The sequence below is a fragment of the Novosphingopyxis baekryungensis DSM 16222 genome (assembly GCF_000420305.1).
GTDB classification, from domain to species: domain Bacteria; phylum Pseudomonadota; class Alphaproteobacteria; order Sphingomonadales; family Sphingomonadaceae; genus Novosphingopyxis; species Novosphingopyxis baekryungensis.
The window spans coordinates 406,736-422,116 of record NZ_ATUR01000003.1 but is presented as its reverse complement, the minus strand read 5'-3'; the positions used below and the strand labels follow the sequence as shown (position 1 = coordinate 422,116).

16 protein-coding genes are annotated in these 15,381 nt (G+C 63.0%); 7 read left to right on the top strand and 9 right to left on the bottom strand.

The window, feature by feature from the left end; translation table 11 throughout:
- The 5 genes from G410_RS0105900 (at position 1) to G410_RS0105875 (ending at position 5,627) form a co-directional block, all read left to right on the top strand.
- Positions 1–1,935 carry a heme lyase CcmF/NrfE family subunit gene (locus G410_RS0105900; RefSeq protein WP_022672729.1) on the top strand — a complete coding sequence of 645 codons (1,935 nt, stop codon included), beginning with the start codon at positions 1–3 and terminating at the stop codon, positions 1,933–1,935.
- Entirely contained in the window at positions 1,932–2,462 is a 531-nt protein-coding gene (locus tag G410_RS0105895; protein WP_022672728.1) for a redoxin domain-containing protein, read from the top strand. The genes G410_RS0105900 and G410_RS0105895 overlap by 4 nt, the downstream gene beginning before the upstream one ends.
- On the top strand, positions 2,459–2,872 hold the full coding sequence (locus G410_RS0105890; RefSeq protein ID WP_028971126.1) for a cytochrome c-type biogenesis protein: 414 nt from the start codon (positions 2,459–2,461) through the stop codon (positions 2,870–2,872). Before G410_RS0105895 ends, G410_RS0105890 begins: the two co-directional genes overlap by 4 nt.
- Before the next feature lie 19 nt (positions 2,873–2,891).
- On the top strand, positions 2,892–3,572 hold the full coding sequence (locus G410_RS15830) for a tetratricopeptide repeat protein (protein WP_022672726.1): 681 nt from the start codon (positions 2,892–2,894) through the stop codon (positions 3,570–3,572).
- Between the two features lie 138 nt (positions 3,573–3,710).
- Complete coding sequence (locus G410_RS0105875) at positions 3,711–5,627, top strand: potassium transporter Kup (RefSeq protein ID WP_022672724.1); 1,917 nt, start codon at positions 3,711–3,713, stop codon at positions 5,625–5,627.
- Positions 5,628–5,668: 41 nt separating this feature from the next.
- Here the strand turns inward: G410_RS0105875 and G410_RS0105870 are convergent, their stop codons facing one another.
- The 9 genes from G410_RS0105870 to pyrE all read right to left on the bottom strand — a co-directional run bounded on the left by G410_RS0105870 (position 5,669) and on the right by pyrE (position 12,298).
- The gene (locus G410_RS0105870) at positions 5,669–6,181 is read right to left on the bottom strand and encodes a GNAT family N-acetyltransferase (RefSeq protein ID WP_022672723.1); all 513 of its coding nucleotides are present in this window, start codon (positions 6,179–6,181) and stop codon (positions 5,669–5,671) included.
- 17 nt (positions 6,182–6,198) lie between these two features.
- The gene (locus G410_RS0105865; RefSeq protein ID WP_022672722.1) at positions 6,199–6,873 is read right to left on the bottom strand and encodes a glutathione S-transferase family protein; all 675 of its coding nucleotides are present in this window, start codon (positions 6,871–6,873) and stop codon (positions 6,199–6,201) included.
- A complete protein-coding gene (locus tag G410_RS0105860) occupies positions 6,870–7,301 on the bottom strand; it encodes a hypothetical protein (protein ID WP_156851866.1) in 432 nt (143 codons plus the stop codon). The genes G410_RS0105865 and G410_RS0105860 overlap by 4 nt, the downstream gene beginning before the upstream one ends.
- Positions 7,302–7,368: 67 nt before the next feature.
- Positions 7,369–8,340: an NAD(P)H-dependent flavin oxidoreductase gene (locus G410_RS0105855; protein ID WP_022672720.1), complete on the bottom strand. Its 972-nt coding sequence runs from the start codon at positions 8,338–8,340 to the stop codon at positions 7,369–7,371.
- A gap of 128 nt (positions 8,341–8,468) precedes the next feature.
- Positions 8,469–9,638, bottom strand: coding sequence for an AI-2E family transporter (locus G410_RS15825; protein ID WP_022672719.1), 1,170 nt, complete (start codon positions 9,636–9,638; stop codon positions 8,469–8,471).
- On the bottom strand, positions 9,635–10,540 hold the full coding sequence (lepB, locus tag G410_RS15820) for a signal peptidase I (protein ID WP_022672718.1): 906 nt from the start codon (positions 10,538–10,540) through the stop codon (positions 9,635–9,637). The genes G410_RS15825 and lepB overlap by 4 nt, the downstream gene beginning before the upstream one ends.
- Positions 10,541–10,578: 38 nt before the next feature.
- On the bottom strand, positions 10,579–10,995 hold the full coding sequence (acpS, locus tag G410_RS0105840; protein ID WP_022672717.1) for a holo-ACP synthase: 417 nt from the start codon (positions 10,993–10,995) through the stop codon (positions 10,579–10,581).
- On the bottom strand, positions 10,992–11,720 hold the full coding sequence (locus G410_RS0105835) for a pyridoxine 5'-phosphate synthase (RefSeq protein ID WP_022672716.1): 729 nt from the start codon (positions 11,718–11,720) through the stop codon (positions 10,992–10,994). Before G410_RS0105835 ends, acpS begins: the two co-directional genes overlap by 4 nt.
- Positions 11,717–12,298 (bottom strand): orotate phosphoribosyltransferase, encoded by a 582-nt coding sequence (gene pyrE, locus G410_RS0105830; protein WP_022672715.1) that lies wholly within the window; start codon positions 12,296–12,298, stop codon positions 11,717–11,719. Before pyrE ends, G410_RS0105835 begins: the two co-directional genes overlap by 4 nt.
- A gap of 242 nt (positions 12,299–12,540) precedes the next feature.
- On the opposite strand from pyrE, the gene coxB reads away from it, so the two are divergent.
- Positions 12,541–13,635, top strand: a complete 1,095-nt coding sequence (coxB, locus tag G410_RS15815; protein WP_022672714.1) for a cytochrome c oxidase subunit II — start codon at positions 12,541–12,543, stop codon at positions 13,633–13,635.
- 14 nt (positions 13,636–13,649) lie between these two features.
- Positions 13,650–15,332 carry a cytochrome c oxidase subunit I gene (gene ctaD, locus G410_RS0105820; protein WP_022672713.1) on the top strand — a complete coding sequence of 561 codons (1,683 nt, stop codon included), beginning with the start codon at positions 13,650–13,652 and terminating at the stop codon, positions 15,330–15,332.
- Positions 15,333–15,381: the final 49 nt, after the last annotated feature.

Here is a 15,381-nt window from a genome sequence, read left to right as displayed (position 1 = left end):
ATGATTGCCGAAGCTGGCCTGGCTGCCCTGTGGCTCGCCGCAGCGCTGGCGCTACTGCAGACGCTGGCCGGGTTCGGCGGTCTGGGTGACCGGCTGGCACCGCTCACCGGCGCACTGCGGGGCATTGCGGCGGCGCAAGGCCTGCTGAGCCTCACGGCCTTCCTGCTGCTGATCTGGCTGTTTGCACGCACCGATCTGTCGGTGTTGCTCGTGGCCACCAACAGCCATGTCGATAAGCCGATGCTCTACAAGATCGCCGGAACATGGGGCAATCATGAAGGCTCCATGCTGCTCTGGGTCACGGTGCTGGCGCTGACCGGCGGCCTGATCGCCCTGATGGAGCGCAAGCTGGACGCGCGCAGCTTTGCCGCGACCTTGGGGGCGCAGGGCGTGATTGCGCTGGGTTTCTATGCCTTTCTGCTGTTTTCCTCCAATCCCTTTGCGCGGCTGAGCCCACCGGCGGCGATGGGGCAGGGGCTGAATCCGCTGCTGCAGGACCCCGGTCTCGCCTTCCATCCACCCACGCTCTACATAGGTTATGTCGGGCTTTCGGTGGCCTTTTCCTTTGCCGTTGGCGCCATGCTGACGGGCAAGGCCGGCCCCGCTTTCGCCCGCGCGATGCGGCCCTGGGTGCTGATCAGCTGGATTTTCCTGACGCTGGGCATCACGGCGGGCAGCTACTGGGCCTATTATGAACTGGGCTGGGGCGGCTGGTGGTTCTGGGATCCGGTCGAGAACGCCTCGCTGATGCCATGGTTGGCGGCCACTGCGCTGCTGCACTCCGTCTCCGTCCTGGCTGCGCGCGATGCCTTGCGCGCCTGGACCATCATGCTGGCGCTGACCGGGTTTGCCATGTCGATGATCGGCACCTTTCTGGTGCGCTCCGGGATTCTTACCAGCGTGCACGCTTTTGCCGTCGATCCGGAGCGCGGAACCTTCATCCTGGTGCTGTTGGCGCTGTATATCGGCGGCGCGCTGACCCTGTTCGCCACGCGCATCGGAAGCGTGCGGCAGGGCGCGCCGTTCCATCTGTTCAGCCGGGAGGGCGGGCTAGTCGCAAACAACATCCTGCTGTCGTCGATCCTCGCCATCGTGCTGATCGGCACACTCTATCCGCTGATCGCCGAGGGGCTGTTCGATGAGCAGCTCTCGGTCGGCCCGCCCTATTTTAACAAGACGACGATGCCGGTCACGCTGGTGCTGATGCTGTTTCTGGCGGCCGGGCCGCTGCTGCGCTGGCGACGCGACGGATCCGGCAGCCTTCCGCGCAAGCTGCTGCTGCCGGCCGGGGCCAGCGTGGTGGCGCTGGTGCTGCTGATGCTGTTCGCGCCCGATGCGGGGCTGCTCCCGCTGCTGGGGCTGATCTTTGCCGCGGGTCTGGCCATTGCCAGCCTGGTGCCCTTATGGGGGCGCAACCTGCTGCGCACGCCGCTGCCGATTTACGGCATGGTGCTCGCGCATCTTGGCGTGGCCGTTGCGGCGGCAGGCATGGCCTCGGAATCCGGGTTCACGCAGGAGCGGCTGCAGGCCGTGCGCTATGGCGAAGAGGTGGAAGTCGGTGGCTGGACGGTGCAGCTGCTCGGTCTGGATCCCGTCGCTGGCCCCAACTGGACGGCCATCGAAGCGCGTGTGCTGGCCAGGAAGGGCGAGGGCGAATGGATCCTGCGGCCGCAATCGCGCAATTATCCATCGCCGCCCATGCAAACCAATGAGGCCGCGCTGTTGAGCCGATGGAACGGCCAGCTTTACGCCACGCTCGGCACGCAGGATCAGCAGAGCCGCTGGCAGCTGCGGCTGTGGTGGAAGCCGTTCGTCTCGCTCATCTGGCTGGGTGGCATCCTGATTGCGCTTGGCGGCTCACTGGCGCTGCTGGGCCGCCTGTGGCGCGGTTTTCGCGCACGCTATACCAAGCGCGTGCAGGAAGGTTTCGCATGAGCCGCCGCTGGATTTTGTGGACGCCGCTGGTCGTTTTCGGCTTGATCCTGATGCTCGTGCTGTGGGGCATGAACCGGGAACGGGACGATTTTGTCCGCTCCCAGCTGATCGGCGATCAAGTGCCAGCTTTCGATCTGCCGCCGGCGGTGGCGGGCAAGCCCGGACTGTCCAGCGCGGACCTGGCAGAAGGGACGCCGCGGCTGGTCAATTTCTTCGGCAGCTGGTGCATTCCCTGCCGCGCGGAGGCACCGCAGCTCGAAGCGCTGGCCGAGGCGGGCGTGCCGATCGATGGCATCGCTCTGCGCGACGAGCCGGCCAAGGTGGCGCAGTTTCTAGACCAATATGGCGATCCCTTTCAGCGTATCGGTGCCGATCGCGATGGGCGGTTGCAGGTGCTGTTCGGAGCCTCGGGCGTCCCGGAAACCTATCTTGTCGGATCCGACGGGACGATCCTTGCCCAGCATATCGGCGATATCCGTGCCGAGGACGTGCCCGGACTGATCCGCGCATGGAAGGCGGCGCCATGAAGCGGGTATCAGCCATGATCGCGCTCTTCCTTGCGCTGTCGATCCCAGACATCGCCGGTGCGCAGCAGGATGGCGGCGTGGATGCGCCCTTTGCCAACACGCAGCTCGCCGATCCTGCGCAGGAAGCGCAGGCACGCGATCTGATGTATGACATCCGCTGCGTGCAGTGCCAGAGCCAGTCGATCGCCGACAGCGATGCGCCGATCGCGGGGGCCATGCGCAGCGAGGTGCGCAGCCGCATCGCCAATGGCGAGTCGCCGGACGCCATCCGCGATTATTTCATCGCCCGCTATGGCGACTATATCACCTTCGATCCGCCGGTCAGCGCGCTGACCTGGCCGCTCTGGCTGGCGCCGATCCTGATCATCGCCTTCGGCCTGTGGCTGGCGCGCGGGCGGTTCAGGCGATGACCGGCTGGCGGTTCAGGCGATGACCGGCTGGCTGTTCATGCTGGGCCTGGCCGCGCTGCTGTTCGCGGGGCTCTGGGCCTTTGGCGGCATGCGGCGGCCTGCGTTCGAATTTGTCGCGGCCGCGCTCTTCCTCGCCTTTGCCGGTTATCAGTGGCAGGGGCGGCCGGGCCTGGCAGGGGCACCCGCGCAGCAAACCGAAGACCGCGAGGAAGTGACCGCGTCGCTGATCGCCCTGCGCAGCGATATGGATCGCAATTTCACCGTGGCCAAACGCTATATCGTTCCGTCGGACGGTTATGCGCGGCGCGGGGACTATCAGGGGGCGGTGCAGATTCTGCGCGGGGGCCTGAAGAGCGATCGCAGCAATGCCGATCTGTGGACGGCCATCGGCCTGCAGCTGATGATCGCGTCTGATGGGCATTTGCCACCGGCTGCCGAACTGGCGTTCGACCGGGCCAGGGCCATCGACCCGCGCCATCCGGGGCCGGTTTATTTCACCGGGCTGGCCGCGCTGCGGGAGCAGAATCCGGAGGAAGCCCAGCGCTTGTGGAGCGATCTGATGACGGGCGATTATCGGGCCGGGCCATGGCGTGACAAAGTGGCCGTACAGACGCAGGCGCTGGCCGAGATGCTGCGCGCCCCGGCGGCCAATGCGCGGCAGCGGCCAGCCGCGCCGGGCGGGCCTGCTGCGCCGCGCTAAGCCGCGATTGCGTGGGTCAGATGGCCATGCTAATCGCGCCGTTTCGACGCCAGAGTCGGCGTGGCCATGTTCACGGGTTTCAGGGCAGTAACGATATGCGCGCTACGGTTATTTTCCGCATGGCCGGCCAGATCTGGCATGCCTGACGACGCGCAGATGGTGAGCGCCCATACGCGGCGCGATGCGCCGAGCGCCAAGGCAAAGCTAGCGTTCAGCGCGGTCGGCATCGTCTTCGGCGATATCGGCACCAGCCCGATTTATGCGTTTCGCGAGACCTTTGTCGGGCCGCATCCGCTGGCCATCGATCGTATCCATGTTTTCGGCGTGGTTAGCCTGATCCTGTGGTCGATGATTTTGGTCGTTGCGGTCAAATATGTCGTCATCCTGATGCGCGCTGACAATAAGGGGCAGGGCGGCACGCTGGCGCTTCTGGCGCTGCTCATGCGGCAGGTCAATTCGGCCAAGCGGGGATCGTTGATTGTGGTCTTGGGGGTGTTTGCCACCGCCTTGTTCTACGGAGACTCCATGATCACCCCGGCCATTTCGGTGCTGTCGGCCGTGGAGGGCCTCACCGTGGTCCAGGCCGGCCTCGAGCCCTTGGTGGTGCCGATCGCGGTGGTGCTCCTGATCATGCTGTTCATGATCCAGAAGAGCGGGACCAGCAAGGTCGGCGCGCTGTTCGCGCCGGTGATGATTGTCTATTTCCTCGTGCTGGCGGTGCTCGGCATGATCCAGATCGTCAATAATCCCGTGATTTTATACGCGATCAACCCTTATTACGCGCTGCAATTCTTCATGGTCGACAAATGGACCGCGTTTCTGGCGCTTGGCTCGGTCGTGCTGGCGGTGACGGGATCCGAAGCGCTCTATGCGGATATGGGCCATTTCGGCAAAGGCCCGCTGCGGCTCAGCTGGTTCGGCTTTGTGATGCCGGCGCTGCTGATCAATTATTTCGGGCAGGGCGCGATGATCGACGGTCTGGACGGTGCGGCGGCGCAGCAGGCGGTGGAAAATCCGTTCTTCCTGCTGGCCCCGGATATGCTGCGCCTGCCGATGGTGATCCTGGCCACCATGGCCACCTTCATCGCCAGCCAGGCCGTGATTTCCGGCGCATTCTCCGTCACCCACCAAGCCATTCAGCTGGGCTTCGTGCCGCGCCTGTCGACGCAGCACACCAGCGAGTCCGAACAGGGGCAGATCTATATCCCGATCATCAACTGGGTATTGATGATTGCGGTGCTGATCCTGGTGATCACCTTCAAGAACAGCTCCAATCTGGCATCCGCCTATGGGATCGCGGTGACCGGGGCGATGCTGATCGATACCTGTCTGCTGGCGGTGCTGCTGGTATCCGTGTGGCGCTGGAAGCTGTTTTGGGTCGTGCCGCTGGTCGCCATTTTCTTCTTGGTCGACGGGGCCTATTTCGTGGCGAACACCACCAAGATCCCGGATGGCGGCTGGTTCCCGTTGCTGATCGGTGCGGTGGCGTTCACGCTGCTGACGACATGGTCCAAGGGGCGCAAATTGATGCGTGAGCGGATGATGGAAGTCGCACTGCCGATCGAGATCTTCACCAAATCGGCCAAGAGCAGTGCGACCCGCGTGTCCGGCACGGCCATCTTCATGTCCTCCAGCACGCGTGGTGTGCCCTCGGCCCTGCTGCACAATATCAAGCACAACAAGGTGCTGCATGAGCGTGTGGTGATCATGACCGTGGAAATTCAGGACGTGCCGTTCGTGGATGAGAGCGAGCGCTATCATCTGACCGATCTGGGCGACGGGTTCTGGCGCATGATCCTGCATTACGGGTTCATGCAGGAAACCAATGTGCCGCTGGCCCTGCTGGCAATCGATGATTGCGGCGGCAAGTTCGACATGATGCAGACCAGCTTCTTCCTGTCGCGGCAAACGCTGCTGCCGTCTGAAAAGCCGGCGATGGCGATGTGGCGCGAGAAGCTGTTCAGCTGGATGCTGCGCAACGCGGCGACGGCGATGGAGTTTTTCCGTCTGCCGACCAACCGCGTGGTCGAACTGGGCAGCCAGGTGCGTATCTGAATGAGACGCCCCGCCGCACGGTGGCGGGGCAGGGGGCGGCGCTAGAGACGCAGCTCCAGCAGAAACTCATCGTCGCGATGATTGCCGACCCAGAAGTCGATATCGGCAATCTTGCGAAAGCCGTAGCGCGCGTAGAAGGCCTGCGCGCGGACGTTTTCGGCCCAGACCGACAGCTGCACCGCGTCCGCCCCGCGCTGCCGCGCTTCCGCCAGTGCCCAGGCCATGAGCAGTGCGCCGATGCCGGCGCCTGTTCGGCCAGGGGCAGTGTAGAGCTGTCCGAGAGCGATCGCGTTGGCGGCATCGCTATGCGCGCCATAGGGGCTGGTCAGGGCCAGTTTGCAGAACCCGGCCAAACCATCGCCATCATCGGCCAGCTGATGCAGCAGATTGGGATCCGCGATCTCGCCCGCAACGACATCTTCGGCATAGGCGCCGGTCAGAAACTGCTGGAGATCATCCGCACTATAAAGATGGGCGAAAGCCGCGTCGAAACTGTCGCGTCCCAAAGCGGTCAGGGCCGCAGTATCGTCAGGCGTCGCGTTGCGCAGGATCATGTCGGTCTACGCCCGGCTCAGGCGAGCATCGAACGCGCGCCCTTCACGAACTTTTCGGTGCCGTCCTTGCTGGCGACGTCGGCACGCGGCGGCACCTGCATGGCGCGTTCCACGGCCGGCCGGGCGCGGATGCGATCATGCCAGGCCTTCACCTTCGGATAATCGTCCAGCGTCAGTTCGGGCCATTTGTGCGCCGCGATCCAGGGGAAACAGGCCATGTCCGCAAGGCCATAAGCCTCGCCGATATATCCGTCTTCGCGCAACTGGCCTTCCAGCACGCCGAACAGCCGATAGCTTTCCCGCTCATAGCGTTCGATGGCCGCTGGAATCTTTTCAGGAAAATAGCGTTTGAACACGTTGAGCTGGCCCATCATCGGGCCAAGTCCGCCCATCTGCCACATCAGCCATTGAACCTGGACGGACCGTTCCTTGGCATCGTCCGGCCAGAATTGGCCGAATTTCTCGGCCAGATAGAGCATGATCGCACCGGATTCGAAGACAGCGAAATCCCCGGCGTCCCGGTCCACGATAGCCGGTATGCGTCCATTGGGATTGATCGCCAGAAATTCCGGCTTTTTCTGATCGGCCTCGGCCAGCGACAGGAAATGCGGCGTATAATCTATGTCCGCCTCTTCCAGCAAAATGGAGATCTTGTAGCCATTGGGCGTGGCGGCGGTGTAAAAATCGATCATGGCGTAGCGCTCCAGTCGCGTTGGTTCGGCACCGTTCGCACCACGACAGGTGCATCGAACCCCTGGGCGCTGATGGTCACTTCCTGCGGGCCCTTCTTGCCGCTGGCGGCGAGGCAGGCGGCGATATCGAAGATTTCATCCTGCGCGTCGGTGCTCAGCGCTTCCCAACTGGCCCGGTCCACCGTGGGGCTGACCCCGCCGGACACCCATACACCAAGATCGCGATAATATTTCTGGCGTGCGGCGCAGCTGACGAGACGCGTCTGCTGCACATGCACTTCCTGCTGCGCCGCCTCGGTCGGCACGGGGCCGAGCGGGGTCATATCGCTATCGTCCTTGGTTTCTTCCGCCTTCATGGCGGGCGCATCACCGCAACTGGTCAAGGTTGCGGCCAGAAGCGCCGCCGCCAGCATGGTTTTTAGGGTCACTTGAAATCCTCTCACAGCCTTGGCCGTTGCCCCGCTGCGTATAACTTGCAGCAAGCCACAAGGTTTCTCAAGCGCGATAGGCGGCATCCAGCGCCTTTTTGGCTGCGCGATATTCCCCTTCAATCCGGTCCACCAGATCGGCCACGCTGCCCTTGCTCTTGACCGCGCCGATGCCCTGGCCCGAACCCCAGATATCCTTCCATGCCTTGGCCTTGCTATTGCCGCCGGAGCCGAAGTTCATCTTGCTCGGGTCGCTTTCGGGCAGATCGTTCGGATCGAGGCCGGCCGCCTCGATCGACTGGCGCAGATAATTGCCATGTACGCCGGTAAACAGGTTGGAATAGACGATGTCGGACGCATTGGCCTCGACGATATTGTCCTTGTAGCCATCTTCGGCATTGGCTTCATCGGTGGAGATGAAAGCCGATCCGATATAGGCGAAATCGGCGCCCATCGCCTGCGCGGCGAGCACCGACTGGCCATGCGCGATGGAGCCGGACAGGGCGACGGGCCCGTCGAACCAGGCGCGAATTTCCTGCATCAGGGCAAAGGGCGAAAGCGTGCCGGCATGGCCGCCAGCGCCTGCGGCCACGGGGATCAGTCCGTCCGCGCCCTTCTCGATGGCTTTGTGGGCAAAGCGATCATTGATCACGTCATGCATCACGATGCCGCCCCATTCATGAATGGCGGCGTTCACTTCCTCGCGCGCGCCGAGGCTGCTGATGGTCAGCGGCACCTTCCATTTGGCGCAGGTCGCAAGATCCTCTTCTAGGCGGTTGTTGGTCTTGTGGACGATCTGGTTGACCGCATAGGGCGCGGCGGGCCGGTCCGGATTGTCACGATTATGCGCGGCCAGCGCTTCGGTGATCTGGTGCAGCCATTCGTCCAGCTGGCTTTGCGGCCGGGCGTTCAGCGCCGGAAAGCTGCCGACGACTCCGGCCTTGCACTGGGCGATCACCAGTTCCGGACCGGAGACGATGAAAAGCGGTGACCCGATAACGGGCAGGCGAAGTTTGTCGAAAAGAGGGGGAAGGGACATGCGCTCTCCAAAGGCCGATGGCTGTTTGAAACCTGTTAGAGCGCAAGGCGGCATGGCTGTCAAAACCCATCATGCGGCGGCGATGGACAATGGCCGGATCAACCCCGGTCACTGGAACACCAAGACGGCTATATTTCCGCCGGTATTTCGCCTGGTTCGGCATCGGGCGCGATGTCCTGCTGCGCAGTCTTTGCGGCCTCCTGCTGGCGGCGTTTTCGCCGCGCGGTCTTGCGCTCTACCGCCCGTTCCCGGGCACGCACCGAGCGGCGCTCCAGAAACACCTTCATCATCGCCACGATCGGATCGGCGAGCGCCAGACCCAATATGCCGAACAGCGCGCCGAACAGGATCTGTGCGCCCAGCACCAGCGCGGGGGCCAGATCCACCGCCTTTTTGGCCACATAGGGTACGATGATATAACCATCGATGCCCTGAACGACGAGATAGACGAACAGCGCATAGAGCCCGGTGTTGGTATCGGTGGAAAAGCCGACGAGGATGATCAGCGCGCCGGAAACGATCGCTCCGATATTGGGCAGGAAGGCGAGCAGGCCGGTGAGGATGCCGAGAAGCGCCGCCATCGGCACGCCGCCGGCCAGCAGCAGCGCCCAGGTGCCGATCCCTTCCACCGCCATGCCGATCAGCCGTCCTGCCATCAGCCGCCGGAGCGTCCATCCGATCTTGCGCATCGTGCCGTAAAAATGCTCGCGCTCGGCCATGGGCAGCAGCCAGGCCACGCCATGCTCATAGAGCCGCGGTTCGGCCGCAAAAAAGATGGCGAGCACCAGCATCATGGCAATGCCCGCGATCGCGCCGACAAAGCTGGTCACCGCGGCGGTGACCGGGCCGATCGAGCTGAATGCCTGATTGGCAAAGCCCATCAGATCATCGGGAGAAAAGCCAAAGCCGAGCGATCTGGCATAAGTGCCTGCCGCATCGACCTGCGTCAGGACGACTTCCTGCAGCGAACTGGCCTGTGCGGTCAGTTCCGATCCCATGCGAAAGATCGTCCAGAGCAGAAAGGCCGTCACAGCGAGCACGACGATGGCGAGACGAAGGCCGCGCGGCCCGGGCATGACGCGGCCGAGCAGGCGCGCGCCGCCATCCAGCATCGAGGCCACCACGATTCCGCCGACAATCAGCAAGATGGGCTGGGCCAGATAGCCGACCAGTGCGAACGCCACGGCCGTTCCGAGCCAGACCAGCGCGCGTTTGAGTTCTATGCGTAAGACCGGATCGTACAGTTCGGTGGGGCCGACTGCTTCGATATGGAAGTCCGGATCTTCCGGCTCGCTCATCTTTGCTGCTCGATGGCGGGGCTCTCCGCAGCCGGCGCGGGAAGCATGCGCGGGTGAAGGGTGCGCCAGCTGCGGCCGTCGCGCAGCGCAGGCCACCAGCTGAGCGGGTTCCACGTCTCGCTACCGTCGAGCGAGAAGGTGATGAACTCGGCGCGGCCACCGATATTCTCGATCGGCACCGGCCCGCCCAGACCTTCGGGCAGGGACACGCGGCTGTCGGCGCTATTGTCCCGATTGTCTCCCATCAGATAGACATGGCCTTCCGGGATGACGACGGGGGCCACATTGTCGGTGCGCTGGCGGCGCGCATCGAGGATTTCATAGGTCGCGCCATTGGGCAGTGTTTCGCGGATCGTGTTGACATAGCACAGAAGATTGCCGTCCGGGCCAGGCTGACGCGCGCCGGGAAATTCCTGCTCGGTGCACGGATTGTTGGCGTCCACCGGGATGGGATCGGTCGCCACGGACTCCTGCGGCACGGGCACGCCGTTCAGAATAACCTGACCCTCGCGCACTTCGAGAATGTCGCCAGGCAAGCCGATCACGCGCTTGATCCAGTCTTCCTTGCGTGGGCCGGGTGGGTTCAGGATCACCACGTCGCCGCGCTCCGGCAGGCTGCCGAACAGGCGGCCCTTCATCGGCGGCAACACCCGGAAGGATGGAGATACCCAGCTATAACCATAGGGGAATTTCGACACGATCAGCCGGTCGCCGATCAGCAGCGTGTTCATCATCGAGGATGACGGGATGTAGAATGGCTTGGCGATGAAGGTGTGGAAGGCCAGCACCGCCAGAATTAGGATCAGCAGGCCCTTGATCTCTCCCCACCAGTCGATGGGCGCCTTTTTGTCCTTGGATGCCGCATCCGCTGCCGCGCTATTGTCTGTGACCTTGTCGGACAAGAAACTGCCTGCCTTTTAGAAAGAAGAAGTGGAAGCTGTTACGCGATCCGGCTGCCAAGCGGTAGCGCCTCGATGATGATAAACGCCTGCGCCCATGGATAATCGTCGGTGAGCGTCAAATGAACATGCGCTTCGTGACCTTGCGGGATCAGTTTGTCCAGCGCGGCCTTCGCGCCGCCTTCCAGCGCCAGCGTGGGCGCGCCGGACGGTTTGTTGACCACGCCGATATCCTTCATGAACACGCCGCGCCGGAAGCCGGTGCCAACGGCCTTGGAAAAGGCCTCCTTGGCGGCGAACCGCTTGGCATAGGTGCCCGCAATGGTGAACGGACGGCGGCGGGCCTTGGCGCGCTCGATGTCCGTGAACACCCGCAGCTCGAAACGCTCGCCAAAACGGTCGAGCGAGTTCTGGATCCGCTCGATATTGCACAGGTCGGAGCCGAGCCCGATGATCATCGCGCATCGTCCATCAGCGCGCGCATGCGCCGCACCGCCGGTTCCAGCCCGGTGAAGATCGCCTCGCCGATCAGATAATGGCCGATATTGAGCTCTGCCAGCTGCGGGATGGCGGCAATCGGCATGACATTGTCATAGGTCAGCCCATGGCCGGCATGTGGCTCGATACCGTTTTTCGCGGCGAGCGCAGCCGCATCGGAAATTCTGGCAAGTTCTGCCGTGCGCTCTTCTCCTTCGGCCAGGGCGTAGGCCCCGGTGTGGAATTCGACCACCGGCGCGCCCAGCCGCATGGCGGCCTCGATCTGCCGCGCTTCCGGTTCGATGAACAGGCTCACGCGGATTCCGGCGTCTGCTAGGCGGGCGCAATAGCTGGCCAGATGGTTGTGCCGTCCAGCTGCGTCCAGCCCACCCTCGGTGGTGCGTTCCTCGCGCTTTTCCGGCACGATGCATGCCGCATGCGGACGGTGGGCGAGGGCGATTTTCAGCATCTCCTCGGTCGCGGCCATCTCCAGGTTCAGCGGCAGATCGGTCGCATCCTGAATACGGCGGATGTCCGCATCGCGGATATGGCGGCGGTCTTCGCGCAGATGTGCGGTGATGCCGTCGCCGCCGACACGCGCGACGATTTCCGCCGCGCGCACCGGATCGGGATGCTCGCCGCCGCGCGCGTTACGCACCGTCGCGACATGATCGATATTGACGCCAAGGCGCAGACGGGCGGTCAAGACTTGCGACTGCCGGGCTTGATCGCCGGGATGGCGGCAAGCTCCGCCGGCACTTCGTCCGGCGCGTAGGTCGGCACATTGATCTGCACCAGCGGGAAGAACGGCACACCAAGATCGACGGTGCCGCCCGAGCGATCGACGAGCGATGCCTCGGCGATCACCTGGCCGCCGGCCTTGTGCACAGCCTCGATCGCCTCGCGAGAGGATTTGCCGGTGGTGACGACGTCTTCCACCATCAGAACTTTCGCCCCCTGATCGAGCGTGAAGCCGCGCCGGAATTCGAATATGCCATCGGGTCGTTCCAGAAAAATGGCATCCTTGCCAAGCGCGCGGCCCATTTCATGGCCGATGATCAGGCCGCCCATGGCCGGCGATACCACCATGTCGATCTCCGCGCGGATATCCCGGCTGATGGCCTGCGCGGTCGCGATCGCCAAGCGGCCAGCGCGTTCGGCATTCATCAGCACCCGCGCGCACTGCAGATAGCTGGCGCTGTGACGGCCGGAGGAGAGCAGAAAATGCCCTTCCAGCAACGCATCACAGGCGCGAAATTCGGCGAGAACCTCTGCTTCGTTCATATCGGCTGATCGACTCCTGCATCTCATGACGATTCCGCAACGGTATGACTGGCGGATTTCAGCGGATAAGCGAGTATTTGACGCTGACGAAAAAACGCCTAGTTAAGCTTGAGACGGGATGCAACCGTGGCTATAGCCCGCTTGCCTTCCGCTTCCGCTTTACGCCCCATGCAACGCCGCAAAGCGTTCATATGGCGTGCTGGCAGGCGCATCGAATCAAACGGGGTACCAGGGTCAACCGAATGAAAAGTCCAAAGACACTTCTGATCGCTTTCGCGCTGGCGTTGATGCCTGCAGCGGCCGGCGCCACGGTTTCGCCCGCCTCTGCGGTGCCGGCAGAGGCCGCGCCGAAGGAAACGGCTGCGCCGCTTCCACAACCTGGCGAAGCAACCGACGGCTCGATCGCCACCCAGCCTGCCGCTGCGGTGTCCGACGATGGTTCGTTGCCCGGTTACACGCCGATGAAGCCAACCGCCGGCATCGGCATGCCACAGGCGGAAGAGGTGAACTTTCAGGAGCAGTTCAGCGAGAACGGCAAATATGCCAAGAACATCAACAGCTACATCCTGCTGCCGCTGTGCATCGTGATCTCGCTGGTGGTTCTGGCGCTGTTGTTCTGGGTCATCGTGCGGTTCCGCCGCTCGGCCAATGCGGAGCCTTCGCGCACCACGCACAATACGGCCATCGAGGTGATCTGGACTCTCGTGCCCGCCCTCATCCTGGTGGGCATCGCCATTCCGTCGATCGATCTTCTGGCCAAGCAATATGACCCCGCACCAGCGGGCGCGGTGACCATCAAGGCCACTGGGTATCAGTGGTATTGGGGCTATAGCTATCCCGATAATGGCGGGTTCGAGGTGATCTCGAACATGCTGCCGGAAGATGAAGCGGTTGCGCGCGGTGAGCCCTATATGCTGGCTGCCGATAACCGTATGGTGGTTCCCGCCGGCGTTCCGCTGCGCATTCAGACCACTGGCGCGGACGTGATCCACAGCTTTGCCGTGCCCTCGCTTTGGTTCAAGCTCGATGCCGTTCCGGGCCGCCTGAACGAAAAGGAGCTGACGATCACCAAGCCGGGTGTCTATTACGGACAGTGCTCGGAGCTTTGCGGTGCGCGTCACGGCTTCATGCCCATCACCGTCGAGGCGCTGCCGCCAGCGCAATTCGCAGCCTGGGTTCGTGCCCAGGGCGGCACCATGCCCGGCGACGAAGAAGCGGCGCCTGACGCCCCGGCAACCGACGCCGTGCCAGCAGAAGGCGGCGTATCCACCAGCAATCCAGCGGCGCTCCAGCAGGAAGCCGGGCAGCCCGGTGCTGCCACCGACGTAGCCGAATAAGGACAGCCAGAGCCATGACGACCATAGCTGCGACCCCCGGTGATTTCTCCCATGAGGGCGATCACCATGATGCAGACCACAAGCCGAGCTTTTTTGCGCGTTGGTTCATGTCGACCAACCACAAGGATATCGGCACGCTGTACCTGATCTTCGCCATCATGGCGGGTGTTATCGGCGGTGCGATTTCCGGCCTGATGCGCGCCGAACTGGCGGAGCCTGGCATCCAGTATCTGCAGACCTGGGCTACTTGGCACAATTCCATGGCGGGCCAAGGTGCCGCCAGCCTGGATGAAGCCTATCATATGTGGAACGTGCTGATCACGGCCCATGGCCTGATCATGGTGTTCTTCATGGTCATGCCCGCCATGATCGGCGGCTTCGGCAACTGGTTCATTCCGCTCATGATCGGTGCGCCGGATATGGCGTTCCCCCGCATGAACAATGTCAGCTTCTGGCTGACGGCGGTGGCCTTCGTCATGCTGCTCGGCTCCAGCTTCGTGCCCGGCGGCACGGGTCTCGGTGCGGGCACGGGTTGGACGGTGTATGCACCGCTTTCGACGTCCGGTTCGATCGGTCCGGCAGTGGATATGGCGATCTTCTCCCTCCACCTTGCCGGTGCGGCGTCGATCCTCGGCGCGATCAACTTCATCGCCACCATCCTCAATATGCGTGCCCCCGGCATGACGCTGCACAAGATGCCGTTGTTCGTGTGGTCGGTGCTGGTCACGGCATTCCTGCTGTTGCTCGCGCTGCCCGTTCTGGCCGCGGCCATCACCATGCTGCTGGTCGATCGTAATTTTGGCGGTGCGTTTTTCGATGCCGCTGCTGGTGGTGATCCCGTGCTTTATCAGCATCTGTTCTGGTTCTTCGGTCACCCCGAAGTGTACATCATGATCCTGCCCGGGTTCGGCATGATCAGCCAGATCGTGGCCACGTTCAGCCGCAAGCCCGTGTTTGGCTATCTCGGCATGGCCTATGCCATGGTGATGATCGGCGTGATCGGATTTGTCGTCTGGGCGCACCACATGTTCACCACCGGACTCAGCGTGAACGTGAAGATGTACTTCACGGCGGCGACCATGGTGATCGCGGTGCCCACGGGCATCAAGATCTTCAGCTGGATCGCAACGATGTGGGGCGGCTCGATCAGCTTCAAGACGCCCATGCTTTGGGCTCTGGGCTTCATCTTCATGTTCACGGTTGGCGGCGTAACGGGCGTTGTGCTGGCCAATGGCGGCATCGACGATGCGCTTCATGACACCTATTATGTGGTCGCCCATTTCCACTATGTGCTGTCGCTGGGTGCGGTGTTCAGCCTGTTTGCTGGCTTCTACTACTGGTTCCCGAAGATGAGCGGGAAGATGTACAATGAATTCCTCGGCAAGCTGCACTTCTGGGTGTTCTTCCTTGGCGTGAACGTGCTGTTCTTCCCCATGCACTTCCTGGGCCAGTCCGGCATGCCACGCCGTATTCCGGACTATCCTGCCGCCTTTGCCTATTTCAACCAGATCGCCTCGTTCGGATATGTTATCATGGCGGCTGGCGTGGCCATCTTCCTGATCAACATCATCTACTCGCTGGCGGCCGGCCGCCGGGCGGAAGGAAATCCCTGGGGTGAGGGCGCGACGACGCTGGAATGGACATTGACCAGCCCGCCGCCGTTCCACCAGTTCGAGACATTGCCGCACATCAAGTGAGGCAGGTCTTCGGAGCTTTTACAGATCGGGGGGCCGGGCGTAATGTCCG